Annotated in this window: 22 protein-coding genes and 1 pseudogene; 11 read left to right on the forward strand and 12 right to left on the reverse strand. The window is 69.5% G+C overall.

The annotated features are described in order from the left end of the window. From ACMCNO_RS02050 to ACMCNO_RS02065, 4 genes are all read right to left on the reverse strand, one after another. Positions 1 to 852, reverse strand: coding sequence for an amino acid ABC transporter permease (locus tag ACMCNO_RS02050; RefSeq protein WP_412747731.1), 852 nt, complete (start codon positions 850 to 852; stop codon positions 1 to 3). A gap of 103 nt (positions 853 to 955) precedes the next feature. Beyond that, positions 956 to 1,897, reverse strand: coding sequence for a transporter substrate-binding domain-containing protein (locus tag ACMCNO_RS02055; RefSeq protein ID WP_412747732.1), 942 nt, complete (start codon positions 1,895 to 1,897; stop codon positions 956 to 958). Between the two features lie 88 nt (positions 1,898 to 1,985). Continuing rightward, positions 1,986 to 2,831, reverse strand: coding sequence for a MurR/RpiR family transcriptional regulator (locus tag ACMCNO_RS02060; protein WP_412747733.1), 846 nt, complete (start codon positions 2,829 to 2,831; stop codon positions 1,986 to 1,988). 25 nt (positions 2,832 to 2,856) lie between these two features. Continuing rightward, positions 2,857 to 4,026: a hypothetical protein gene (locus tag ACMCNO_RS02065; protein WP_412747734.1), complete on the reverse strand. Its 1,170-nt coding sequence runs from the start codon at positions 4,024 to 4,026 to the stop codon at positions 2,857 to 2,859. 195 nt (positions 4,027 to 4,221) lie between these two features. Here ACMCNO_RS02065 and ACMCNO_RS02070 point away from each other — a divergent pair, with 195 nt between their 5' ends. Then, positions 4,222 to 5,832 (forward strand): diguanylate cyclase, encoded by a 1,611-nt coding sequence (locus ACMCNO_RS02070; RefSeq protein ID WP_412747735.1) that lies wholly within the window; start codon positions 4,222 to 4,224, stop codon positions 5,830 to 5,832. A gap of 3 nt (positions 5,833 to 5,835) precedes the next feature. Here ACMCNO_RS02070 and ACMCNO_RS02075 read toward each other — a convergent pair whose 3' ends face one another. Continuing rightward, positions 5,836 to 7,920 carry an alpha-galactosidase gene (locus ACMCNO_RS02075; RefSeq protein WP_412747736.1) on the reverse strand — a complete coding sequence of 695 codons (2,085 nt, stop codon included), beginning with the start codon at positions 7,918 to 7,920 and terminating at the stop codon, positions 5,836 to 5,838. 17 nt (positions 7,921 to 7,937) lie between these two features. Beyond that, entirely contained in the window at positions 7,938 to 8,924 is a 987-nt protein-coding gene (locus ACMCNO_RS02080) for a LacI family DNA-binding transcriptional regulator (protein WP_412747737.1), read from the reverse strand. 188 nt (positions 8,925 to 9,112) lie between these two features. On the opposite strand from ACMCNO_RS02080, the gene ACMCNO_RS02085 reads away from it, so the two are divergent. The 8 genes and pseudogenes from ACMCNO_RS02085 to ACMCNO_RS02120 form a co-directional block, all read left to right on the forward strand. Continuing rightward, positions 9,113 to 11,128 carry a beta-galactosidase gene (locus tag ACMCNO_RS02085; protein WP_412747738.1) on the forward strand — a complete coding sequence of 672 codons (2,016 nt, stop codon included), beginning with the start codon at positions 9,113 to 9,115 and terminating at the stop codon, positions 11,126 to 11,128. Further along, entirely contained in the window at positions 11,125 to 12,105 is a 981-nt protein-coding gene (locus tag ACMCNO_RS02090) for a carbohydrate ABC transporter permease (RefSeq protein WP_412747739.1), read from the forward strand. The genes ACMCNO_RS02085 and ACMCNO_RS02090 overlap by 4 nt, the downstream gene beginning before the upstream one ends. Then, complete coding sequence (locus tag ACMCNO_RS02095; protein WP_412747740.1) at positions 12,102 to 13,010, forward strand: carbohydrate ABC transporter permease; 909 nt, start codon at positions 12,102 to 12,104, stop codon at positions 13,008 to 13,010. The genes ACMCNO_RS02090 and ACMCNO_RS02095 overlap by 4 nt, the downstream gene beginning before the upstream one ends. A gap of 198 nt (positions 13,011 to 13,208) precedes the next feature. Then, positions 13,209 to 14,384, forward strand: a complete 1,176-nt coding sequence (locus ACMCNO_RS02100) for an extracellular solute-binding protein (RefSeq protein WP_412747741.1) — start codon at positions 13,209 to 13,211, stop codon at positions 14,382 to 14,384. 269 nt (positions 14,385 to 14,653) lie between these two features. Continuing rightward, on the forward strand, positions 14,654 to 15,226 hold the full coding sequence (gene galT / locus ACMCNO_RS02105) for a galactose-1-phosphate uridylyltransferase (protein ID WP_412747742.1): 573 nt from the start codon (positions 14,654 to 14,656) through the stop codon (positions 15,224 to 15,226). Continuing rightward, on the forward strand, positions 15,180 to 15,671 hold the full coding sequence (gene galT, locus ACMCNO_RS02110; protein WP_412747743.1) for a galactose-1-phosphate uridylyltransferase: 492 nt from the start codon (positions 15,180 to 15,182) through the stop codon (positions 15,669 to 15,671). Before galT (ACMCNO_RS02105) ends, galT (ACMCNO_RS02110) begins: the two co-directional genes overlap by 47 nt. Continuing rightward, on the forward strand, positions 15,668 to 16,018 hold the full coding sequence (locus tag ACMCNO_RS02115; RefSeq protein ID WP_412747744.1) for a galactokinase family protein: 351 nt from the start codon (positions 15,668 to 15,670) through the stop codon (positions 16,016 to 16,018). Before galT (ACMCNO_RS02110) ends, ACMCNO_RS02115 begins: the two co-directional genes overlap by 4 nt. After that, positions 15,942 to 16,133 (forward strand): annotated as a pseudogene (locus ACMCNO_RS02120) (hypothetical protein); the annotation flags it as partial. The gene ACMCNO_RS02115 and the pseudogene ACMCNO_RS02120, both read left to right, overlap by 77 nt. Here the strand turns inward: ACMCNO_RS02120 and ACMCNO_RS02125 are convergent. The 5 genes from ACMCNO_RS02125 to ACMCNO_RS02145 all read right to left on the reverse strand — a co-directional run bounded on the left by ACMCNO_RS02125 (position 16,047) and on the right by ACMCNO_RS02145 (position 20,369). After that, on the reverse strand, positions 16,047 to 16,373 hold the full coding sequence (locus ACMCNO_RS02125; protein WP_412747745.1) for a hypothetical protein: 327 nt from the start codon (positions 16,371 to 16,373) through the stop codon (positions 16,047 to 16,049). The pseudogene ACMCNO_RS02120 and the gene ACMCNO_RS02125 overlap by 87 nt on opposite strands. Before the next feature lie 153 nt (positions 16,374 to 16,526). After that, complete coding sequence (locus tag ACMCNO_RS02130) at positions 16,527 to 17,297, reverse strand: adenylate kinase (protein ID WP_412747746.1); 771 nt, start codon at positions 17,295 to 17,297, stop codon at positions 16,527 to 16,529. After that, positions 17,282 to 19,099 carry a SulP family inorganic anion transporter gene (locus tag ACMCNO_RS02135; protein ID WP_412747747.1) on the reverse strand — a complete coding sequence of 606 codons (1,818 nt, stop codon included), beginning with the start codon at positions 19,097 to 19,099 and terminating at the stop codon, positions 17,282 to 17,284. The genes ACMCNO_RS02130 and ACMCNO_RS02135 overlap by 16 nt, the downstream gene beginning before the upstream one ends. Then, positions 19,096 to 19,431 carry an ArsR/SmtB family transcription factor gene (locus ACMCNO_RS02140; RefSeq protein ID WP_412753584.1) on the reverse strand — a complete coding sequence of 112 codons (336 nt, stop codon included), beginning with the start codon at positions 19,429 to 19,431 and terminating at the stop codon, positions 19,096 to 19,098. The genes ACMCNO_RS02135 and ACMCNO_RS02140 overlap by 4 nt, the downstream gene beginning before the upstream one ends. Before the next feature lie 593 nt (positions 19,432 to 20,024). Continuing rightward, complete coding sequence (locus ACMCNO_RS02145) at positions 20,025 to 20,369, reverse strand: ArsR/SmtB family transcription factor (RefSeq protein WP_412747748.1); 345 nt, start codon at positions 20,367 to 20,369, stop codon at positions 20,025 to 20,027. 196 nt (positions 20,370 to 20,565) lie between these two features. On the opposite strand from ACMCNO_RS02145, the gene ACMCNO_RS02150 reads away from it, so the two are divergent. Further along, the gene (locus ACMCNO_RS02150; protein ID WP_412747749.1) at positions 20,566 to 22,389 is read left to right on the forward strand and encodes a phosphoenolpyruvate carboxykinase (GTP); all 1,824 of its coding nucleotides are present in this window, start codon (positions 20,566 to 20,568) and stop codon (positions 22,387 to 22,389) included. Positions 22,390 to 22,476: 87 nt separating this feature from the next. Further along, positions 22,477 to 22,683, forward strand: a complete 207-nt coding sequence (locus ACMCNO_RS02155) for a DUF2795 domain-containing protein (RefSeq protein WP_412747750.1) — start codon at positions 22,477 to 22,479, stop codon at positions 22,681 to 22,683. A 147-nt stretch (positions 22,684 to 22,830) separates the two neighbouring features. Here the strand turns inward: ACMCNO_RS02155 and ACMCNO_RS02160 are convergent, their stop codons facing one another. Continuing rightward, positions 22,831 to 23,670 (reverse strand): hypothetical protein, encoded by an 840-nt coding sequence (locus tag ACMCNO_RS02160; RefSeq protein WP_412747751.1) that lies wholly within the window; start codon positions 23,668 to 23,670, stop codon positions 22,831 to 22,833. Positions 23,671 to 23,809: the final 139 nt, after the last annotated feature.

Below are 23,809 nucleotides of genomic sequence, written 5' to 3' on the forward strand. Positions count from 1 at the left end.
TCACCGCAAGCCCTCCCGTGGGTTGTTCACGCCCCGCCCGAAGCGGCGTTCGACGAAGTACTGCCCGACCGACAGCACGCTGACCAGGGCGAGGTACCACAGCGCCGCGACGGCCAGCAGCGGGATGACCTTGTAGTTGCCGCCGTAGACGCCCTGCACGACGGTCATGAGGTCCCGGCCGGCGATGACCGAGACCAGGGCGGTCGACTTCAGCATGGTGATGGTCTCGTTGCCCATCGGCGGGATGATGACCCGCATCGCCTGCGGCAGCACGATGCGCCGTAGGGTCAGCCCGGGTGGCATGCCGAGGGCGTGTGCGGCTTCGGTCTGTCCACGGTCGACGGCGAGCAGCCCACCCCGGACGATCTCGGCAGCGTACGCCATCTCGTTGAGCGACAGTGCCAGGACCGCCGCCGTAGTTCCGGAGATGACGACGCTGGTGGGCTGGTCGAACACCGCGCCCAGGCCGGGCAGCGCCACGGTGATGCGAGGGAACAGGGCGCCGAGGAAACCCCAGAAGATGATCTGTACGAGCAGGGGAGTGCCCCGGAAGAACCAGATGAAACTCCACGCGAAGCCGCGCAGCACCGGGTTGGCCGACAGGCGCAGGACGGCCAGTACGATCGCCCCGATGGTGCCGAGGACCATCGCGACACCGGTGAGCGCCAGGGTGACGCCGACGCCGCGCAGCACGTAGTCCTTGAACAGGTAGCTGCCGATTGTCGCCGGTTCCAGGTTGGGGCTGCGCAGCAGCGTGTCGAGGAACAGGGCCGCGATCGCGAACAGCACCGCCGCGGTCACCCAGCGGCCGTAGTGGCGTACCGGCACGGCCCGCGCACTCGTGATCTCCATGGCTATCCCTTCGCGGAGGGGCAACCGCCGGGCACGGCCACGGTCCGCCCTCAATCGGAAATCGTGGCGCCGCGCCCGGCGGTCGCGGTCGGTGTGCGGGTGGTCAGTCGATCGCCTGGTCCACGGTGATGGTCGTCAGGGCGATCGGCTGCTGCTGGTAGTGCGCCAGGATCTTGGCGTAGGTGCCGTCGTCGACCAGGGCCTGCAACGCCGCCCGGTACGCCTCGGCGAGGTCCTTGCGCGACTTGAGGAAGCCGAAGCCGTTCGGGCTTGCCCGCCAGCCGTTGGGCTGGCCGGGATCCTGAACGAGTTCCGCCTTGCCGCTCAGCCCGGCGGTGATGTCGGTGAGATTGACCTGGGTCGCGGCTACCGCGTCGGCGTTGCCGGCCAGCAGCGCCTGCACCGCCTGCGGGTTCTCCGGGTATTCCTGCACCGCGATGGGGCGGGCGGCGCAACTCTGGGCGCTGTACTCGGCCAGGTGTTTGGCCTGGTTGCTGGCCTTCTGCGCCGCAACCTTCCGGCCGCACAGGTCGGCGACCGTCTTGATGCCCTGCGGGTTGCCCGTGCGGACCAGGAAGCCGGTGCCGGAGGCGGAGTAGTCGACGAACGTAGCGACCTGGTGCCGTTCCTTCTTGTCCGTGATGCCGCCCGCGATGGCGTCGTACTTGGCGGCCTGCAGGCCGGGGATCAGCCCGTCGAACGGCTGCTGGGAGAAGGTGGTGGCCAGGCCGAGCTTGGCGGACGCGGCCGTGAGCAGGTCGAGGTCCAGGCCCTTGAACGCGTCCGTGCGGCCCTCGGCGGCGAAGTCGATGAAGGGCTGATAGGGCGCGTTGGTGGCGACGGTGACGGTGCCTTTGGCGCGGACGTCGCCGGGCACGGTGGACGCGAGTCGCGGGTCCGTGGTGACCGGGCCCGCGCCCTCTACGGTCACGGTCACGTTCTTGGCCGGGGCGGCGGCCACGCCGCTGTCGGTGGTGGAGCCGCATCCGGCGGCAAGGAGAACGGCTATCGCCGTGACTGACGGCGCTACGTATCTGAGGCGCATGAGCGGGCCCTCCCCGGGTCACCTCGTGGTGTCCCGGCGACTGTAACGCACGTTACGGATGATGTGAAGTTACAGATCCATGTAACGGCTAGAGGTAGGGCTGGCCGGCCGCCTCGATGGCGGCCAGGCGGCTCTGCGCCACGGCGCCCAGCTCGTCGATCACCCCGGCGACAAGGGCCTCGAGCAGCGCCAGGGCGGGCACGAAACTGTCGTACAGCGACGGTGAGTCGACCCGGCTCGGCAACACCACCTCGGCGAGGCCGGCGATCGGGGACAGCCACCGGTCCGTACACAGGATCACCCGTGCACCGCGGTGCTTGACCGTGCGCGCCAGCTCCAGCGTCGACGCCTCGTAGCGCCGGAAGTCGAACAGCACGAACAGGTCGCGGCGCCCCACGTCGACCAGCGCGTCGACCCGCTCCACCGGACCAGCGGGCAGCAGGCGGCTGGTGCCACGCAGCTGCATGAGATGAAAGACCAGGTACTGCGCGAGCAGGGCGGAGAACCGGCCGCCCGCCGCGGTCACCCGCAGCTGCCGGTTGGCCAGCAGCCGCACCGCGCGCTGCAGCTCCGCCTCGGGCAGGTCGGTGAGGGTCCCCGCGACCGCCCCGGGCAGCACCTCGGCGGCACGCGAGAGCGGGCTGGACGTCGCTCCCGGCGTCGCCGCGTACGCCGCCAGCGGCGAGATCTCCCGCTCGGCGAGCTCCTCGCGCAGCACCCGCTGGAACTCCGGGAAGCCGCCGAAACCCAGCCGGGACAGGAAGCGCAGCACGGTCGGCGCGCTCACCCCGGCCCGGTCGGCCAGCGCCGCGACCGTCTCCAGCCCGGCCGCCGGGTACGTCGCGAGCAGCGCCCGGCCCACCTTGCGCTCACCCGGGCTGCACTCGCCCAGCCGGGCGCGAATGACCGCCGCCACCCCCACCCGCTCCGTCATGCGGCCAGCGTAGACGGCACGCGACCTAACGCTTCGTCACGGTGCAGGTATAGTCGCAGCCCCCCGAAACACGGTGGCTCTCCAGTCCGGCGTGGACCGTACCGGCACCTCCGGGGCCGATGCCGTCGGCGGTCGCCCGGGAGTCGTTCGGCTCGCTCTCGGTGAACGCGGCGCCGCCGCAGGAGGCCGCCGGGGCGCCGTCGTACAGGTCGCCGCGGGGCACCCCATCGACGACGTCGCGCAGGTAGTAGCCACAGGTGGGCCGGTGCCGGAAGTCGAACGTCGAACCCGGCGCCAGTTTCCAGATCTTGAAACCCTGATAGCTGAGCGGGCGTCCCGGCTGGACCCGCTCGGGCGGATGGTCAGCCAGCACCACGTACACGTTCCGCGCCACCACCGTGGCCAGCCCGTCACGGTCGACGTGCAGCGAGCCGCCCTCCTCGACGCCGACCCCCCACGCCGCGCCGCCGGTCGTCCGGCCGTCCTGCACCGCGCGCGCGACGAACGCCATGGTGCGCCCCATCCGGTCGCGGGTGACGAAATGCGAGTCGTTGACGGTGTTGCGATAGTCCGGCCAGGCGAACATCCCGTACGTGAACGTCATGTCCGGGCCGTACGGGTCGGCCAGCGCGGTGGCCGACGTGGCGCTGCCCCCGCATGCGTCGTACACGATGTCGCTGTTGACGTGCATTCCCGCGCTGCCGCCCCCGGCCCCGCCGCCCTTGGCGACGACGGACTCCACCGCGGATTCCAGGGCGGTGTCGCGCCAGGCCGCGTACCGGCACTGGTCCCCGCCCGCGAAATAGACGAACTCGGCGTTGCGGATGTCGGCGTTCGCCCGGGTGTCGTTGCCGTCGGCCGCCGCGCTGAGCGTCAGCGTGGTGCAGGAATTGGTACCGGTCAGCGTGATGATGACGTCGCATTCGGGGGTTCCGGTCCCGGACGCGGCGACGACCACCACGTCCAGCGACCCGGTGCCGCCGCGGATCTCGTCGATCGCCCCGGTCATCGTCGCGGGCACCACGGCACCGCCGCCGTTCATGACGAACGCCGGGCCGGACCACGAGCTACGACTGACGTCCGTGGGGCTACCTTTCCGGACGCGGGTGACCGCGGCCGACGCGGGCGCCGCGAGCACGGAACCCAGCAGGGCCGTCGCGGCCAGCGTGCACCAGCAAGCTCGATACAGGCGCATGTGAGGCTCCGCTTCGATACCGAGGGCCGATCGCGAGCGTATTAGATATTACATTGGTGACCCATATCCACAAATTGTAACGACTCGGTGGGCTTCATTCCGGGGTGGGCTCCGCCTCATCGTGGGGAGAGCGCTCAGGAGCGGGGAGGCCGGGCCGAAGGTGTCTCAAGGGGCAATAGGCGATCTGGTGCGGAGGTGGATGTGGGCGACCGGGCGAGCGAGGCGTTGCTGCCGGTGCCGGTCTCGCCGTACGGACCGCTGGATGCTCTGGCCGAGCAGGTGCACCTGATGGCGCAGACCGGCCAAGTGCACGAGACGCTGGACGCCCTGACCGTGTTCGAGCCGCTGGCCCGTGCCTTCGGCGACACGCAGACCACCGGATTCCTGCTCCAGGGACGGATGTTCCTGTACATGTACGTGGGCCATTTCCCCGAAGCGATCGCCGTCGGGGAACAGCTGCTGAACCATCACGAAGCCACGGGTTCGGTGGTGTCCGTCGCCAAGACCCTTGCGGACATGGCCGACCTCTATCTGCGCTCCGGTCGGGTCAGCGAGGCGATGGGCAATCTCGCCCGGGCTGGACTGCTGCTGGAGCAGACCACCGTCCGCAACGACCGCTACGTTGCGGCGCTGAGCTCGATGATCCGAGCGGCCAGCAGCGCGGAACTCTACGAAACCGCGCACGCCACCTACCGGCAGCTGTTGCGGTGGTGGTCGCCAGAAGGCAGAGCCAACGTCACCGCCAACTACGACCTCATCTACGCCGATGCGCTGATGCAGTGGGGGCTGCGGCTCGATCAACTTGGAGACCATGTCGAGGCCCAGGCCCAGGCCCGGTTACGGGGTGCGGCCGCGATCTTCCAACGCTGGGGCGAGACGTACGCCGGCCAGGACGTGGCCGGGCCGCCCGCCGCGCTGCACGCCTTGGTGCTGGCCAAACTCGGCGAGCTTGAGCAGGCGGAAAGACTGGCCGCCGATGTCGTGATCCCGCTGCGCACCGGGGGCGACACCCACGCGGCGTGGCCCGCTCACCTGGCGCTGGGAATCGTGCACCGCTCTCGAGGCGATGCGGTTGCCGCACGTCGGGAGATCGTGGCCGCTGCCGAGGTCATCCGGGACAGCGGCACGGCCAGTGAACAGCTCGTCGTGGACTTCGAACTCGCCTGCCTCGGCGAACTGGCCGCCAGCGAAGAGGCCGGCCGGGATCTCCGCAACATGATCGACCGGCAGGCGCGGCGGCTGTGGCAGCAGCGCCTGCAACGTGTCACCATGCTGCGCCAGGCCCGCCAGCGCGAGGAACAGGAACAGGCGCGGCGCGCGGCCGAAGCGGCTCTGCTGCACGACCCGCTCACCGGGCTGGGGAACCGCCGCCGCTTCGACCAGTTGATGGCCGACCTGGACGCCGGGCGGATGCCAGCGCCGGTCGTGTTGCTCTTCATCGACGTGGACAAGTTCAAGGCCATCAACGACAGGCATTCTCACGGCGCCGGTGACCGGGTACTCCGCGAGATCGCCGGAACCTTGCAGGCCAACTGCCGCACCGAGGACATCGCCATCCGCTACGCCGGCGACGAGTTCGTCGTGTTCCTGCGCACCGACCTGGCCGGCGCTGCCCACGTCGCGGAACGGATCCGGGCCACGGTCGCCACCGCCGTGTTGGACGACATCGCTCCCGGCCTCCGGGTCAGCATCAGTGTCGGCCTCGCCGCCCATCAGCCCGGCATGCCCGCCCACGAACTCGTCGACAACGCAGACGCCAACCTCTACCGTGCCAAACGCGCCGGGCGCGACCGGATCGCTGCCTGAACCTCAATCCGCGACGCGGTGCAGGCGGACCAGGGTGCTGGCGTGTGCACCGCCGGGAAGGGTCACCGGCAGGCCCGGCCCCAAAAGGAGGGATGCCGGATACGTCGCCCCGGTGTCCTCGTCGCGGTAAACCGCTTCGGGATCCAGGGCCGTCAGCGGCAAGGACCGTAGGCCGGGCGCGAAGTCCGCGTCGACCCGGAAGCAAAAGACGGCGATGCGGTTCTCGTGGACGTACTGCAGGGCGGACATCGCGGAGTGCGGCGGGCGCAGTCGATGCAGCTCGCCGTGCTGCACCACCGGCCGGATGTCGCGGTACACCGTAACCATCTCGCGGGCCGCCGTAAGCTCGTCCGGGCTCCACGTGGTCAGGTCACCGCCGATGCCGAGCACGCCGGTCATCGCCACGTGGAAGCGGAAGCGCAGCGGCACCTCGCGCCCGGTCAGCGGGTTCGGGCTGTCGGTGACCCAGGCGACCATCGTGGCTGCGGTGTACACCTGGGTGTGCCCGTGCTGGATCTCCAGTCGGTCCACGGCATCGGTGTTGTCGCTGGTCCAGCACTGGTCCGTGCGGCACAGGATGCCGAGGTCGATCCGGCCGCCGCCGCCCGCGCAGGATTCGATGCGCAGGTCCGGGTGGGTGGCGCGGAGCCGGTCGATGACCTCGTACACGCCCGCGGCGTGCTGCGTCCAGGCGGGGTCGGCGGCCTCGGTGATCGGCCGGTTGAAATCCCACTTGAGAAAACCGGCAGCGGTGTCGCGGACGAGCTGGTCGAGCCAGCGTGCGGCCCATTCGCGTACGTCGGGGCGGCCGAAGTCGAGGACCAGCTGGTTGCGCAGCTCGGTGCGCTGATGGCCGGGGGTGTGGTGCACCCACTCGGGGTGGCTGCGGTACAGGTCGCTGTCGGGATTGGTCATCTCCGGCTCGACCCACAGCCCGAAACCCATGCCGAGGCCGCGGATCTCGTCGGCTAGGGGACGCAGGCCGTTCGGGAATCGGTGGGGATTCGCGACCCAGTCGCCGAGCCCGGCGCGGTCGCTGGTCCTGGCGCCGAACCAGCCGTCGTCGACGACGAACATTTCGACGCCGAGGTCTGCGGCGAGTTTGGCGAGCGCGAGCTGGCCTTCGGCCGTGACGTCGAAGGTGGTGGCTTCCCAGGAGTTGTAGAGGACCGGTCGCAGCTCGCCGGGGTGCGGCAGGACGTGGCGGCGCTGGTAGGTGTGCCAGGCTCGGCTGGCCGCGCCGAATCCACCCGTGGTGTACAGCCCGGCGAACAGCGGAGTGGTCAACGATTCGCCGGGGCGCAACTCGTGCCGTACGCCGTCGTGACCGGCCCCGCCGGCGACCGCGCAGCGCCCGGAGTGGCTTCGCGACGCGACCAGGCGCCAGGATCCGCTGGTGGCCAGCGCCATCGACCAGACCTCGCCGTGCTGTTCCTCGGCCGTACCGTCGTCGATCATGACCCAGGGGTTGGCGTGGTGCCCGGTCACTCCGCGCCGGCTGGTGAGGTGGGTTTCCGCGGTGGGCAGCGGCGTCCGGTGCAGGCGGCCCTCGGCCGACCAGGCGCCCGTGACGTGACTCATCCGGTAGTCGTCGCGTGGTGGTACGCACCAGGCTCCGGAGTCATGCCGGTGCAGCAGGATCGCGCCGGTGTCGCCGGTGTGCCGGACGACGGCCCAGCGCTCGATCACGTCGGTGCCGGGAGCGGGGCGGTAGTGCAGGTCGACGGCGAGCGGCTGATGCCGGTCCGCCAGGCTGACCGTGAACTGGTCGGCGGTGGCGTGGTGGGAGACGATCCGCAATTCGAGTCCGGTGGTCCCGTCGGGGAACCAGCAGCCGAGCGAGGCCGGACCGAAGGCCCGTCCGCCCTGGACCGGATAGTCCTCGGCGGCCTCCCAGGGGGCTTCGAAGGTGTCCGGGTGCGGGGACGGGAGTGCGGGCACGGCTAAGAGCGCGTCGACGCCGATGCGCGCTCCCCAGTGGACGGGGCGGACGCTGCCCGCCTCGGCGTCGAGGCGCAGCGCGTAGGTCGTGGCGACGGTGTGGATCGCCACCGTGCTGCCGTCGCCGGAGAGTTCGACTGCGGTCACGGGTGCCTCCCGGGGGGTCAGGCGGAGCCGCGCCAGACGATGGGGGTGGGTAGCAGGATGCCCTCGCTTGCGTAGGGCTCGCCGCGCAGCTGCCGGAGCACCAGGTCGGCGGCCTGCGCGCCGAGCTCCGCCGCGGGTTGATGGATGGTGGACAGCTGCGGCTGGGTGCGTACGGCCCAGGAGCTGTCGTCGAAGCCGACCACGCCGACGTCGCCGGGCACGGACAGCCCTGCCTCGCGCAACACCTCCAGCGCCCCGGCCGCCAGCGCGTCGGAACCGGCGAAGACACCGTCGATCGCCGGTTCGCGCTCGAGCAGCGACCGCATGCCTTTGGCGCCCCACGAGTAGTCGTAGAGCGGGACCTCCGCAACCAGTTCCGGGTCGAATTGCGGCCCGAGGGCCTCGCGGAACCCGTCGACGCGGTCGGCCCCGGAGTCGCGGTCGACCGCCGCGGCGATCATGCCGATCCGGCGACGGCCGGTGGCCATGAGCCGTTCGGTGATCAGCCGCGCCGACCCCGCGTTGTCGATGCCGACGAACGGGATACCGCGGTCCAGGTCGCGCGGATGCCCGACGAACGCCGCCGGTATGCCGACCTGGGCGAGCACGTGAATGATCGGATCGTGGGTACGGGCGGAAACGATGATCACGCCGTCGACGAAGCCGCCACTGAGATAGCGGCTGACCCGCTGGGTGTCGCGTTCGGAGTCCACCACGAGGTTGACCATCTGATGGTCGGCGTCGGACAGTGTCGCGTTGGCGCCGAGCATGATCGCCCCGATGTTGGGGTCCTCCAGGAAGAGGACATGCGGCTCCAGGACGACGAACCCCACGGCCTGTGAGCGCTGCGTGACGAGGTTGCGGGCCGCGGTGTTGGGCACGTATCCGACCCGGGCGATGGCCGCTTCGATAGCGGCCCGGGCATGCGGTGACACGTATCCGCCGTTGATGACCCGGCTCACCGTCCCGCGCGAGACGCCGGCGGCGGCCGCGACGTCATGCACGGTCGCGCGCCGTGATGGGGATCCAGACGGTGGCACGGCGTTACTTTAGCCGCTGCTCTTGACCGGGACGAGCGGCCGAACCTACTGTGTGCACGTTCACACACCGGATCACACGATCCCTGGTCAGGCCGCTGTGTGCACGTGCACACAGCGGCCTGACCGTGACGGGATGAAGGGAGGTGACGACCATGGCTGATCACCAGGGCCGCGGCCGCCCGGCACTGGCCGGCATCACGCTCGGATGCGACTACAACCCCGAGCAGTGGTCACCGAGCGTGTGGCTCGAGGACGTCGCGCTGATGACCGTGGCCGGTATCGACCTGGTCGCGATCAACATCTTCGGGTGGTCCGACCTCGAATCCCAGCCCGGCCGCTACGACTTCGACCGTCTCGACGCGGTGATCGAGCTGCTGCATGCCAACGGCATCGCGATCAACCTGGGGACGGCGACCGCGTCGCCGCCGCCATGGCTGAGCGCACAGCACCCCGAGATCCTGCCGGTCGCCGCCGACGGCACCCGCCGCTTTCCCGGCGGGCGCCAGGCATGGTGCCCCAGTTCCCCGGTCTACCGCCGGCACGCGCTCGCCCTGGTCGAGCAGGTCGCCAAGCGGTACGGCCGCCACCCCGGTGTGGTCCTCTGGCACGTCTCCAACGAACTCGGCTGCCACAACGCGCTGTGCTACTGCGACGTCAGCGCCGAAGCGTTCCGCGCGTGGCTGCGCCAGCGCTACGGCACCATCGCGGCGCTGAACTCGGCGTGGGGCACCGCATTCTGGAGCCAGCGCTACCACGACTGGGCCGAGATTCAGCCACCCCGCGCCACGCTGTCCGCCGGCAACCCCACCCAGATCCTGGACTTCCACCGGTTCAGCTCCGACGCCCTGCTCGACTGTCACCAGGCCGAGGCCGAGGTGCTCCGCCGCCACTCCGACGCGCCCGTGACCACCAACTTCATGGTCACCGCCCACATCCGCAACCTGGACTACTGGAGCTGGGCGCCGCACGTCGACATCGTCGCGAACGACCACTACCTGGATCACCGGCTCGACGATCCCACCGCCGAACTGTCCTTCGCCGCGGACCTGACCCGCGGACTGTCCGGCGGCGAACCCTGGATGCTCATGGAGCAGGCCGCGGGCGCGGTGAACTGGCAGCCGTACAACCTGGCCAAGACGCCGGGGCAGATGCTGCGCAACTCGCTGACCCACGTCGCCCGCGGCGCCGACTCCATCTCCTTCTTCCAGTGGCGGGCCGCGCCGTACGGGGCGGAGAAGTTCCATTCGGCCCTCGTGCCCCACGCGGGCACCGACACGGTGGCCTGGCGGGAAGTCCTCCACCTGTCGGCGGTACTCAAACGCCTCCGCGAGGTCGCCGGCACCCGGGTGCTGGCCGACACCGCTCTCGTCTTCAGCTGGCCGTCGTGGTGGGCCGCCGACGGCGACGGCCGCCCCTCCGAGGCGGTGCGTTACCTGGACCAGGTGCACGCGGTCTACAACGAGCTGCGCAAGCTCGGCGTGACCGTCGACGTCGTCGCGCCCGGCGCCGACCTGAGCGCCTACCGCCTGGTCGCCATCCCCTGCCTGTACGCCGTCTCGGACGCGGACGCCACCCGGATCAACGAGTACGTCGCGGGCGGCGGGCACGCCGTCGTGACGTTCTTCAGCGGCATCGCGGACGAGAAAGACCACATCCGGCTGGGTGGATACCCCGGCGCTTTCCGCGACATGCTCGGGATCTCGGTGGAGGAGTTCTTCCCGAGCGAACCCGGCCGCACGTTCGGTCTGAGCACCGGCGGCCGCGCCGGCCTCTGGGCGGAGAACCTGCGTCTGACCACGGCCACGGCGCTGACCCGCTACACCGACGGTCCGCTGCCCGGCGTACCGGCGGTCACCCGCAACACCTACGGCGACGGGACCGGTTGGTACATCGCCACCGCACTCGACACGACGACGCTGCGCGACGTGCTGCGGCAGGCCGTCGAGACGGCCTGGGTCCCGGCGACCGGACCGGAGGGTGACGGCAGCGTCGAGGTCGTACGCCGCGCCGACGGCGAACGCCGCTACCTGTTCGCCATCAACCACGGCACCACGACCGTCGAGCTTCCCGCGACCGGACACGAACTGGTCGACGACCAGCCGATCACCGGAACGCTGCGGGTCGGCGCCGGGCAGGTCCGCGTCGTCAGAGAGGACCGGGCCCGATGAGCACCAGAAGCACCACGCCCCCGCCCGTGCGCGGCGGCACCATGAGGAGTCTGCGCACCGCGGCGGTGCCGCCCGGACGCCAGAGCATCCGCGACAGCCCGCGGGCTCGCGGCCGCCGGCGATACACCCGGGCCGTGCTGTTCTTCGTCCTGCCGTTCAGCACCCTGTTCGCGCTGTTCGCCGTCATCCCGATCGGGTACGCCGTGGTGCAGTCGCTCTACGTCGTGCAGCGCACCGGCACCTTCGGACCCGCCCGCGAGGTCTTCGGCGGACTCACCCAATACGACCGGGTGTTCTCCGACGGCCCGTTCTGGACGTCGATGGGCCGAGTGCTGATGTTCGGCATGGTCCAGGTGCCGGTCATGCTCGGGCTGGCTCTGCTGCTCGCCCTGCTGCTGGACTCCGGGCTCGTCCGAGGACGGCGCTTCTTCCGGCTCGCCTTCTTCCTTCCGTACGCGGTGCCCGGCGTGGTCGCCGCCATCATGTGGGGCTACCTGTACTCGCCGCAGCTGTCGCCGTTCACCGCGGTGACCGGCAACGTCGACCTGCTGTCCGCCGATCTCGTGCTGTGGTCGATGGCGAACGTCGTGACGTGGGTCTACGTCGGCTACAACATGCTGATCATCTATTCGGCGTTGCTCGCCATCCCGCCGGAGATCTACGAGGCCGCCAAGCTGGACGGCGCCGGCCCGATCCGCACCGCCATCTCGATCAAGGTGCCGCTCATCCTGCCGGCCATCGTGCTGACCACGGTCTTCTCGATCATCGGTACGTTGCAGCTGCTGGCGGAGCCGCAGGTGTTCCGCAGCTTCAGCACGGCGGTCTCCAGCACCTACACGCCGAACTTGACGGTCTACTCCACCTCGTCGGTGCCGAACTTCAACCTGGCGGCGGCCTTCTCGGTGGTGCTGGCCCTGTCCATCTTCGTCCTGTCGTTCACCTTCCTCAGGTTCACCCAGCGCAGGGGGATCCGATGACCCTCACCATCCCCACCCCGGTCCGGGCACCGTCGAGCGACCGCCGTGGCACCCAGGGGCGCTCTGCGAGGCGCAGCCTGCTGTCGCGCATCGGCCCCATGGGCATCATGACGATCGCCGCGGCCTACGTGCTCATGCCACTGTGGTGGCTGCTCGTCAGTGCGTCGAAAGATCAGGGACAGCTGGTCGACGGAAACCCGCTGTGGTTCAGCGACGTGAGCGTCCTGAGCAACCTGCAGCAGTTGTTCGCGTACCGCGACGGGCTGTTCCTGCGATGGTTGCTCAACAGCCTGGCGTACACCGGCGGCGCGGCCCTGCTCGGCACGCTGCTGGCAGGCATGTGTGGCTACGCCCTGGCAAAGTACCGGTTCCCGGGACGGGAACTGCTGTTCAACGTCATCCTCGGTGGCGTCCTCGTGCCGGCCACGGCGCTGGCGTTGCCGCTGTTCCTGATGTTCAGCGCGGTGCACGCCGCGAACACCTTCTGGGCGGTCTTCCTGCCCAGCCTCGTCAACCCGTTCGGGGTCTACCTGGCCCGCGTGTACGCCACCACGAGCGTGCCCGCCGACCTGCTGGAAGCCGCCAGAATCGACGGCGCAGGAGAGGTGCGGACATTTTTCACCGTCTCCGCGCGACTGATGACGCCAGCTTTCCTGACAATATTCCTGTTTCACTTCGTGGCTATCTGGAACAACTTCCTCCTTCCTTTGATCATGCTGGGAGATGAGAAACTCTTCCCGGTGACCCTGGGGCTCTACACATGGAATACCCAGGCCACGCAGAATCCGGAACTGCGCGGGCTGGTCCTGATCGGCGCATTGGTGTCGATCGTACCGATGATTGTTGTCTTTCTTTCGCTGCAACGCTTCTGGAGAGGCGGCCTCGGCGCCGGCTCGCTCAAATGAAATCACCCCCCCGAACCGATCAAATTCAGGAAAGAAGAATCCCCCATGCGTCCTCCATTGCGTGCCACCGGCATCGTTCTGATATCCGCATTGGCTCTTTCGGCATGCTCCAGCACGGACACGCAGCCAACCGCAGTTGCGGACAAGGCAGCCTGTTCCCCGTCACAGGGCAAAGTCGAGCTCACCTTCACCTCATGGGTGCCGGAGATCCAGTCGGTCGTCGACGTCTGGAACGCCAAGAACCCGAACATCCAGGTGAAGGTCCAGACCGGACCAGCCGGCAACGCCGGCACCTATCAGAACTTCTTCAACCAGCTCAAGGCCGGCAACGCCCCCGACCTCGGCCAGGTGGAGTACGACGCGCTGCCCAGCTTCCGCCTGCAGGACGGCCTCACCAACCTCGGCGGATGCGACATCGTCACCAAGGCCAAGAGCCGGTTCGTCGACTGGACGTGGAACCAGGTCAGCTTCGGTGAGCAGGGCGCCGCCTACGGCATTCCCCAGGACGCCGGGCCGATGGCGATGTTCTACCGCAAGGATCTCTTCGAAAAGCATGGCATCAAGACCCCGACGACCTGGCAGGAGTACGCCGACGCCGCGGTGAAGGTTAAGGCAGCCGGCGGGTACATCACCAACTTCTCGAGTGTCGACGTCAACCAGTTCGCCGGCCTGGCCTGGCAGGCGGGCGCGCACTGGTTCGCCAACGACGGCACCACCTGGTCGGTGAGCCTGACCGACCCAGCCACCACCAAGGTGGCCACGTACTGGCAGGGTTTGCTCGACCGTAAGCTGGTGTCCGCCGTGCCGCCGTGGACGCCCGAGTGGAACAACGCCTACAACTCGGGCAGCGCCTGGACCTGGGTCTCCGCCGTGTGGGGTGCCAACTCCATCGCCACGGGAGCCCCCAAGACCGCCGGGAAGTGGGCCGTCGCCCCGATGCCGCAGTGGACGGCGGGGGAGGCCGCCGCCGGGAACTGGGGCGGATCCAGCACCGCCGTCTTCAAGGGATCCAAGCACCCGTACGAGGCCGCACAGTTCGCGCTGTGGCTCAACACCTCCGACGAGGCACTGACCCTAATGAACGAGAAGGCGAACATCTACCCAGCGACCACGGCCGGAGCCCAACTGCCCGCGCTCAAGAAGGGCGTCGATTTCTACGGTGGCCAGCCGATCTACGACGTGTTCGCCCAGGCATCCGGCCAGGTGAAGCCGGACTTCGTCTGGGGACCCACGATGACCAAGACGTACACCGACGCATCCGACGGCTTCAAGGCGGCCGTTTCGGGCAGCAGCACCCTGCAGAAAGCGCTTGAATCCACTCAGCAGTCGACGATTGCCACCCTCAAGTCGCAGTCCATCCCGGTCAAGGAATGACGAATCCCCGAACCGGCCGCGCCGCCCCACAACGGCGCGCGCGGCCCGCAGCCCAGAGCTGAGCACGACCCCTCCCCGAAGGTCAGCGCTGGAACGGGACCCGGAGACCGGCGAGTCGAGACACCCCCCGGTCGGATCGGCACGCCGGCTCCGGGTTTCCCGCCTCCGCGATGCCTGCCTCGGCGCGATCGGGATCCTCCGGGCGTTGCGCCATCTCCTCCAACAGCCGCGCCGTCGACTGTGCACCAGCTGAAGCCCACGGGAGAACGATGTACAGCGCACCCCACCGCCGATTCAACCCTCTGACCGGCACCTGGGTCCTCGTTTCACCACACCGCACCGCACGACCGTGGCAGGGGCAGATCGAGGACATTGCGCCGAACCATCGACCTGCCCATGATCCGGAATGTTATCTGTGCCCCGGCAACAGCCGGGCGGGAGGCGCGCGAACGCCCGACTACGCGACGACGTACGTCTTCGACAACGACTTCGCCGCGCTGCACCCGGATATCCCACCCGGGCGTGACAACGAACTGGGGCTACTGGTCGCCGAACGGGAGCGCGGCATCTGCCGCGTCGTCTGCTTCTCGCCGCGGCACGACCTGACCCTCGGCCAGATGCAACCGGACCAGATCAGGCACGTGGTCGACACCTGGACCGACCAGTACGCCGAACTCGCCGATCTGGACTGGGTCAACCACGTACTGATTTTCGAGAATCGTGGCGCCATGATGGGCGCCAGCAACCCGCATCCACACGGCCAGATCTGGGCCAACGAACGCATACCCACCGGGGGTGGAGCAGGAACTGCACCGGCAACGACTGCACGCTGCCCACGGTGACTGCCTGCTGTGTGACTACCTCGCCGTGGAGCTCAAGGTAGAAGAACGGATCGTGTGCCAGAACGACGACTTCGTGGTTCTCGTGCCGTTCTGGGCGGTGTGGCCCTTCGAAACCATCGTCCTCCCGCGCCGTCACCACGGCGCACTGCCCAACCTGGACGATGACGAGCGCGACAGCCTCGCTGACATTCTCGGGCGCCTGAACCGCCGCTACGACGACCTGTTCGCCACGACCTTCCCGTACTCGATGGGCTTGCACCAACGACCGACCGACGGCGCCGACTATCCCGAGTGGCACCTGCACGGGCACTTCTACCCGCCACTGCTTCGTTCAGCCACCGTCCGCAAGTTCATGGTGGGCTATGAACTGCTCGCCCAGCCACAACGCGACATCACTCCCGAGGAGGCCGCCCAGCGGCTCCGAGACGGTACGGGGCAGCAATGACCGCGGAATCGATGCACGGCCGATTGGTGCAGGTGTTCGATGCGGAACCGCAGCTTGTTGTCCGTTCGCCCGGCCGGGTGAACCTGATCGGCGAGCACACCGACTACAACGACGGATGGGCCCTGCCGGTCGCCGTCGACCTCCATACGGAGATCGCGGCGCGGCGGCGCGCCGACCGAATGCTGCACATCGTCGCGCCGCGGATGAACGCGAGAGACGAGGTGTCGATCGATGAACTGCATTCGCGGCAGGGGCCACAGTGGTCACGGTATGTCCGAGGAGTGGCGGCCCCTCCTGCGAGAAGCGGGATGCGATGTCGGTGGCGCCGACATCCTCGTCGATGGTGATCTACCGATCGGCGCCGGCCTGTCGTCGTCAGCATCGCTGGAACTCGGCGTCACCATGGCATTCGCCACCTTGGCGGACTTCCCGGTCGACGCTGCCGCGCAGGCTCAGCTCGGACAGCGGGTGGAGAACGAGATCATCGGCGTGCGGAGCGGCATAATGGACCAGTTGTCCATCGCGTTGGCTGTCGAAGGCCATGCTCTGCTGATGGACTGCCGCAGCATGAACGCCACCGCTGTCCCGATTCCCGATAGCATGCGGATCCTGGTTCTCGACAGTGGTGTGGCCCGAATGCTCACCGGATCGGCGTACAACGAGCGGCGTGGCGAATGCCGGTCGGCCTTGCGCATCCTGCAAGGCCGTGATCCCCGGCTGCGGGCGTTGCGGGACGTCAACGAAGATCTGCTCAGTCGGTGGCTGTCAGACCTGCCGAGGCGGCTCCACCGACGCGCCCGGCACGTCGTCACCGAGAACCGGCGTGTACTCGAGCGTGACCGGGAAGGGTGGGGGTCAGCACGGGGGTTCACCGGCGTGGCTGCCGGGTGCTGTGGTGTGGGTCCATCCGTCGCGGGGCGGCAGCGTCGCTGTGTCGTGCCCTGCGGTGACCGGTGTGGCGTTGGCGTGGGTGGTCCGCGGCGAGCACGTGTAGGTGTCGCGCGGGTGTTCACCGGCCGGTCGGGGCGGGGCGGGGCGCCCGGGCAGGCCGAGTCGGCGTCGTGCCTGGTCGAGGTGGTCGATCATGGTGTGGGTGACGTCGTCGATGGGCCGTTCACCGTCGATGGTGATGAGGGTTTCGCGGTGGTGGTAGTAGTCGAGCAGCGGTGTGACGGCGGCGTCGAAGACGTCGAGGCGGTGGCTGATGACCTGTGCGGTGTCGTCGGTGCGGCCGCTGTGTGCGCCGCGGGCCAGCAGCCGGGTCATCAGTTCGGCACGTCCGGCGGTGAGGTGGACGGCGATGCGGACTTCGGTGCCCAGTGGTCCGGCGACCCGGTACGCGGCTTGCGCTTGGGCGACGGTGCGGGGGAAGCCGTCGAGGATGTAACCGCCGCGCCGGGTCGCGGCTTCGACGGGTTTGCGCAGGATGTCCATGACGATGCTGTCGGGCACGAGGTCACCGCGGTGGATGCACGCGGCGACGGCCCGGCCGATGGCGGTGCCCTCGGCGACGTGGCGGCGCAGCAGGTCACCGCTGGAGATGTGCGCGATGCCGTAGTGCTGCGCGATGCGGACGGCCTGGGTGCCTTTGCCGCTGCCCGGGGGGCCGATCAGCAGTAGTCGCATGGGGACGCTCCGGGGGCTGGGGGTTGGAAGGGGGCGGTCTGCGGCTGGTGCCGGCGGGTGGCGGTGCGGGTGGTGGTGCCGTCGTGTCCGGCACCAGCGCGCGGTCCGGCGGTGGGCGGCGGTGCGGGGTCGCTGGTGTGGTGCAGGACGTGGGTGCGGGCGTAGGTGATGGCGGTGGGGGTGTCGGGGAAGACCCGTCCGTCGCGGCGGAGTTGTTCGGCGACGCCGAGGGCGCTGAGGATTTCCTCGTGGCCGGGGGCGATGCCGGACAGCAGCACGGTGATGCCGCGGCGTTGCAGGCGGTTGATGGCGTCGCCGAGTACGTGCGCGCCGGTCGCGTCGACGGTCGATACCCGCGACATGCGCAGGATCACGACCCGCACGTCGGTGATCTCGGCCAGTTGCAGCAGGAAGCTGTGGGCGGCGGCGAAGAACAGGGGCCCGTCGAGGCGGTAGGCGACGATGTGTTCGGCGAGCAGGGCGTGCTCTTCGGCGCTGTTGTCGCCGGGCTCCAGGGGTACCTGTTCGAGGCGGGCGGTGCGCGCGACCGCCCGCAGGGCCAGCACGACGGCCACGCCCAGGCCGACCGCGACGGCGGTGACCAGGTCCCATACGACGGTCACGGTGAAGGTGAGGAACAGGACCAACGCGTCGCCGCGGGTGGAGCGGGCCAGGGCGAGCAGGGAACCGGTTTCGACCATGCGCACGGTGGTGGCCAGCAGAACCCCGGCGAGCGCGGCGAGGGGGATGCGCCCGACCAGCGGCGCGGCGGCGAGCACGATGACGGCCAGGGCGAGCGCGTGGGTCAGGGATGCGAGTTTCGAGCGGGCGCCGGCGCGTACGTTGACGGCGGTGCGGGCGATCGCCGCGGTGGCGGGGATCCCGCCGAACACGGGCGCGGCGAGGTTGGCCAGTCCTTGACCGAACAGTTCCCGGTCGGGGTCGTGTTGTTCGCCGACGCTCATCGCGTCGGCGACGGTGGCCGACAGCAGGCTCTCCAGCGCGGCCAGCGCGGCCACCGCGCCCGCGGCGGGCAGCAGCGTCTGCACGGCGTGGACGTCGAGGAAGCTCAGCGACGGGGCCGGCACACCGGCGGGCAGGGCACCGATCCGCGCCAGGCCGATCGGGGTGGTTTCAGCGAGCACTGTCGCGGCGGCGACCCCGAGCAGCGAGAACGGCACGCCGGGCCGCCAGCGCGCCCCCAGCAGCATCACCGCCGCGACACCCACGGCCACCAAGATGGGGGCCGGGTGCGGATCGCGGGCGAAGCGCAGCGCCGCGTCGGCGGCCACCGCCCACACCTTGTCACCCTGCGCGCCCGTTACGCCGAGCGCGGCCGGTAGCTGCTGCAACGCGATGACCACGGCGATACCGGCGGTGAAACCCTCGAGCACCGGGGTGGGCAGGTACCGCACGTAGCGGCCGAGGCGGGCCGCCGCCAGCCCGATCAGGATCACCCCGGCCATCACGCCGACCATCAACACCCCGGTGGCGCCGAACTGGGCGACGACCGGCACCAGCACCACCGTCATCGCCCCGGTGGGCCCGGACACCTGCAGGTTCGAGCCGCCGAACACCGCGGCCACCGCACCGGCGACGACCGCGGTGACCAGCCCGGCCTGCGCGCCGAGCCCGGAGGTGACCCCGAACGCCAACGCCAACGGCAGCGCCACCACGGCCACCGTCAGCCCGGCGAGCAGGTCGGTGCGCGGTGCGCGGCGCGCCGCTGTCCAGTCGCTGCGCTGCGGTAGCAGGCCGACGAACCGGGTAGTCAGCGACCGGGTCGCCTGCGCGACGCTCACCGGTGCCCCGGGCTGCGCAGCTGCGTCAACAGATCATCGCGGTCGGTCAGCAGGCAACCGAGGATCCGCCGACCGGCGGCCAACAGCTCCGCCACGTCCGGGGTGCTCAACGCGTACACCACCAACGCGCCTTCCCGCGACGAGGTCACCAGCCCGGCCCGGCGTAACACCGCGAGCTGCTGGGACAGGTTCGACGGCTCCACCTCGATCACGGTGAGCAGGTCCCGCACGGGCTTCGGCCCGTCCTGCAGCAACGCCAGTACCCGGATCCGCACCGGATGGCCCGTGGTGCGGAACAGCTCGGCCTTGGCCTGGTGCACCGGCACGGACACGCCCACCTCGCCCCCGATCCGCACGCCCGCGCCCACCACGACGCCTTACCTCACGACTTGCAAAGTTTAGCAATTAAGCATGAATTCATGGTGGCGGCGAGATCGTGCGGTTTGTCACGCCGGTTGCCCTGGCCGGCACCGGCTTCCTGCTGACGTCCTCCTGGCCCGTCGCCCGTCCCGAGGGGTCAGCCGCTAGGCAGGTCGGGCAGCTCATGACACGGACCCGCACTGTGGCGAACTGCCGCTGTGGTAGCCAGGGCACGCCCCCCAGGACGATTGGGCGCGCGGAGCGGCCCGCCGCGGTATGCCCTCAAGGTGGCCGGGGTGACCGGAGCGGCCGCGAATGCCGTCTCGGTGCGGGGCGGGACCGTCCAGCGACCGACCGTATCCATCGCTTCTTCCTGGCGGGTCGCCGCGGGCCATGTGTGCCTGCACCTCGGCGAGCTGTCGGCCAGCCCGGGTGCGTCGAGCCGGTACGGAGGCGATGTCAGGACATGGGGGGGCGGGGTGTGCCGGCCAGGCACGAGAGAAGGGGAAGCCAAGCCGGCACTCCCCGCCCGGTCTGTGACCGCCGGACGGCCCGGCGACGCGGCCTATCGGGTGTGGGATTCGGCCGCCGCCCGCAGGTCGTCCAGCAAACCGGCCTGGGAGGTCAGGACCTCGGTCAGGATCCGGCGCGCGACCGCGAGCAGTTCAGCGACCTGGGGGCTGACCAGGGAGTAGATGACCGTGGAGCCTTCCTTGCGGGTGACGACCAGGTTCATCTTGCGCAGCACGGCCAACTGCTGCGACAGGTGCGCCGCCTCGATGCCGACCTCGGGGAGCATCTCGGAAACCGCATGATCTCGCTCCGACAGCAGCTCCAGGACCCGGATCCGGGCGGGGTGCGCCAAGGCCTTGAAGAACTCGGCCTTGGCCTGATACAGCGGCGTGCTCACCGGTCCACCCCCTCCTGACCCGAAACCGTACCCGGATGGGTGCCGTGATCCAGCCTGGGCCGCGCGGCGGCCATCCGCACCTGTGACATTCCCCTGCCCCGCGCCAACTACTGCAAGACTCATCACTTGCTAAAGTTAGCAAATCATTGAGGGTTGGCGGGAGACGCCGCTCTCGCGCACGAAAGGCTCTCCGCCGATGACTGTGGCAACGACGCCCGGCCTGACCGACGCCCCCACCACCCACCCCCGGCTGCTGGAATGGGTACGCCAGGTGGCCGAGCTGACCACCCCCGCCCGGATCCACTGGTGCGACGGCTCCGACGACGAATGGCAGCGGCTCACCTCGGAACTCGTCGACACCGGCACCCTGGTCCGGCTGAACGAGGCTAAGAAGCCGAACTCGTTCTGGGCAGGCACCGACCCGTCGGACGTGGCCCGGGTGGAGCAGCAGACGTTCATCTGCTCGGCCGACGAAGCCGACGCCGGGCCGACCAACAACTGGATGGCCCCCGCCGCGATGAAACAGCTCATGACCGGGCTGTACCGCGGCAGCATGGCCGGGCGGACCATGTACGTCATCCCGTTCTGTATGGGTCCCCTGGACGCCGAGGACCCGAAGTTCGGCGTCGAGATCACCGACTCGGCCTACGTCGCCGCCAGCATGAAGATCATGACCCGGATGGGCACCCCGGTACTGGACGTCATGGGCGCCGACGCCGACTTCGTACCGGCCCTGCACTCGGTCGGCGCGCCACTGGCCGACGGCCAAGCCGATGTGATCTGGCCCTGCAACGACACCAAGTACATCGCCCACTTTCCGGAGACCCGCGAGATCTGGTCCTACGGCTCCGGCTACGGCGGCAACTCGCTGCTGGGCAAGAAGTGCTACAGCCTGCGGATCGCGTCGGTGATGGCCCGCGACGAGGGCTGGCTCGCCGAGCACATGCTCATTGTGAAGCTCACCAACCCGGCCGGGGTCGTGCACTACATGGCGGCGGCGTTCCCGTCGGCGTGCGGCAAAACCAACATGGCGATGCTGCAGCCGACCATCCCCGGTTGGACGGTGGAGACACTCGGCGACGACATCGCGTGGATGCGGTTCGGCGAGGACGGCCGGCTGTATGCGGTCAACCCGGAGTACGGGTTCTTCGGCGTCGCGCCGGGCACCGACCACACCACCAACCCCAACGCGATGCGCACCCTGGAGAAGGGCAACTCGCTGTTCACCAACGTCGCGCTGACCGATGACACCGACGTGTGGTGGGAGGGCATGGGGCAGCCCCCGTCCCATTTGACCGACTGGCACGGCAACGGCTGGACTCCCGAAGCGGGCCGGCCCTCCAGCCACCCGAACTCGCGGTTCTGCACCCCGATCAAACAATGCCCGATCCTCGCGCCGGAATACGACGACCCCCGGGGCGTGCCGATCTCGGCGATCCTGTTCGGCGGACGCCGCAAGACCACCATCCCGCTAGTGGCTCAGTCACGGAACTGGAGCCACGGCGTGTTCCTGGGTGCCACCCTGTCCTCGGAGACCACCGCCGCCGCGGTCGGGCAGGTCGGTGTCGTGCGGCGTGACCCGATGGCAATGCTGCCGTTCATCGGCTACCACGCCGGCGACTACCTGGGCCACTGGCTGTCCATCGGCGAACGGGCCGAAAGCCCGGCCACGCTGCCGAAGATCTTCCAGGTGAACTGGTTCCGTCGTGGTGACGATGGCCGGTTCCTCTGGCCGGGCTACGGCGAGAACTCACGTGTTCTCAAGTGGATCGTCGAACGCCTGGAAGGCACCGCCGACGCCGTCGACACCCCGATCGGGCAGGTACCGTACCCCGCGGCCATCGACACGGCCGGTCTCGACGTCACCGACGCCGACCTCGCCCAGGCGTTGCACGTCGACCCCGCCGAGTGGCAGGCCGAGATCCCGCAGATCCGTGAATGGTTCGACACGTTCGGCGACAGGCTGCCCGCCCAGTTGCAGACCGAACTGGACGGCCTGACCCACCGCCTGCAGCAGTAACACCCGTCCCCCGGCCGTGGCGTGGCCCCCGACGCCGTGCCCCCCGCAACAGGGCCACGCCACACCCCCTCAGCAAGGAGCAACCTGGTGACCGTCACCCGCACCGAACTGGCCGTCCACGTCGAAGCCGCGTTCACCACAGGACCCGCCACCCGCGACCGGATGCTCGCCTACGCGGCCGGCAGCCACGCCCGGCCCGAGATCATCGACCTGATCAACGGCCTGCCCGACAAGTCCTATCCGAGCCTGCGTGACCTGTGGTACGAACTCGGCCACGTCCCCGTCGGCGGCTGAACAAGGCCATGCCCAGCACGTCGCGGCGTTCGGCGCCGGCCGAAGGACGGCAGCGAGGTGAGCATGCTGGTCGACAACGGCTCGGCGGTGCACCTCACGAGCGGGTTGGTGCTGGTCGAAGGTTCGCAGCTTGACCGGTGACGGACGTCAGCGGAGCTTGATCTTCTCCAGTCGCCCGGTCTCGTGGTCGATTTCGAGTTCGGTGACGGTGGCGCCGGCGACCAGCGCGTCCCGGCCGTCCGCGTCCTCGCCGTCCTCGATCTCGATCTCGGTGTCGCCGGTGACCTGGGCCGAGACCCGGCCCCCGGCCGAGGTCACCACGACCAGACGCCCGGTGGCGGAGTCGAACGACTCGACCGTGCCGAACCGGTCGCCTTCGTCCTCGTCGTCCACGCCGTCGTGGTCACGGTCGCCGTTGCAGCGGTCACCGCTGCGGTCGTCCTCGTCCTCGTTGGTGCGACCGTCGTGGTCGCGATCCTCGGCGCCGTCTGCCACACCGTCGTCGTCGGAGTCACGGTCGCCGGGCCGCAGCCCGAGTTCGTTCTCGTCCTCGTCGTCGACGTAGTCGTGGTCGGTGTCGTCGTCGTCCGCGGCGCAGGCTTCGAGGGCGTCGTCCTCGTCCTCGTTGGCCACACCGTCATGGTCGAAGTCCTCGTCACCGTCGAGGATTCGATCGCCGTCGCTGTCGGCCTTGTTCACCTTGGTGCGGGTCCGGCGCTCGTCGCCGTCGTCCTGGCCGTCGTTGTCGGTGTCCTCGTCGCGGGGGTTGCCGCGCAGCTTGTACTCGCGCAGGTTGCTCAGCCCGTCACGGTCGGGGTCGCGGGCCGCGTCGGCCCTGCTGTGCGGGTTGAGGTGATACCGGCGTTCCCACTTGTTCGGGATGCCGTCGTGGTCGCTGTCCCGGGCGCCGGCCTGGGCCGGCAGGGCGAAACCCGTCGCGGCCACCACGGCCAGCATCGACGTCGCCGAAATCCGCCACCACCGCATCCGGGTCTCCTCCGTCTCCAGGGCGTCAAGTCGGACTCATCCTGGGGTGAGAAGGTTGCGGCCACCGGATGCGGCCGGTTGCCATCCGGCTGCAGCAGCGAACAGGCCACGCCGGTCAGAACCGCGTCCAGCCGACGAC

This window comes from Krasilnikovia sp. M28-CT-15 (assembly GCF_047159595.1).
In the GTDB taxonomy this organism is placed as follows: domain Bacteria; phylum Actinomycetota; class Actinomycetes; order Mycobacteriales; family Micromonosporaceae; genus Actinoplanes.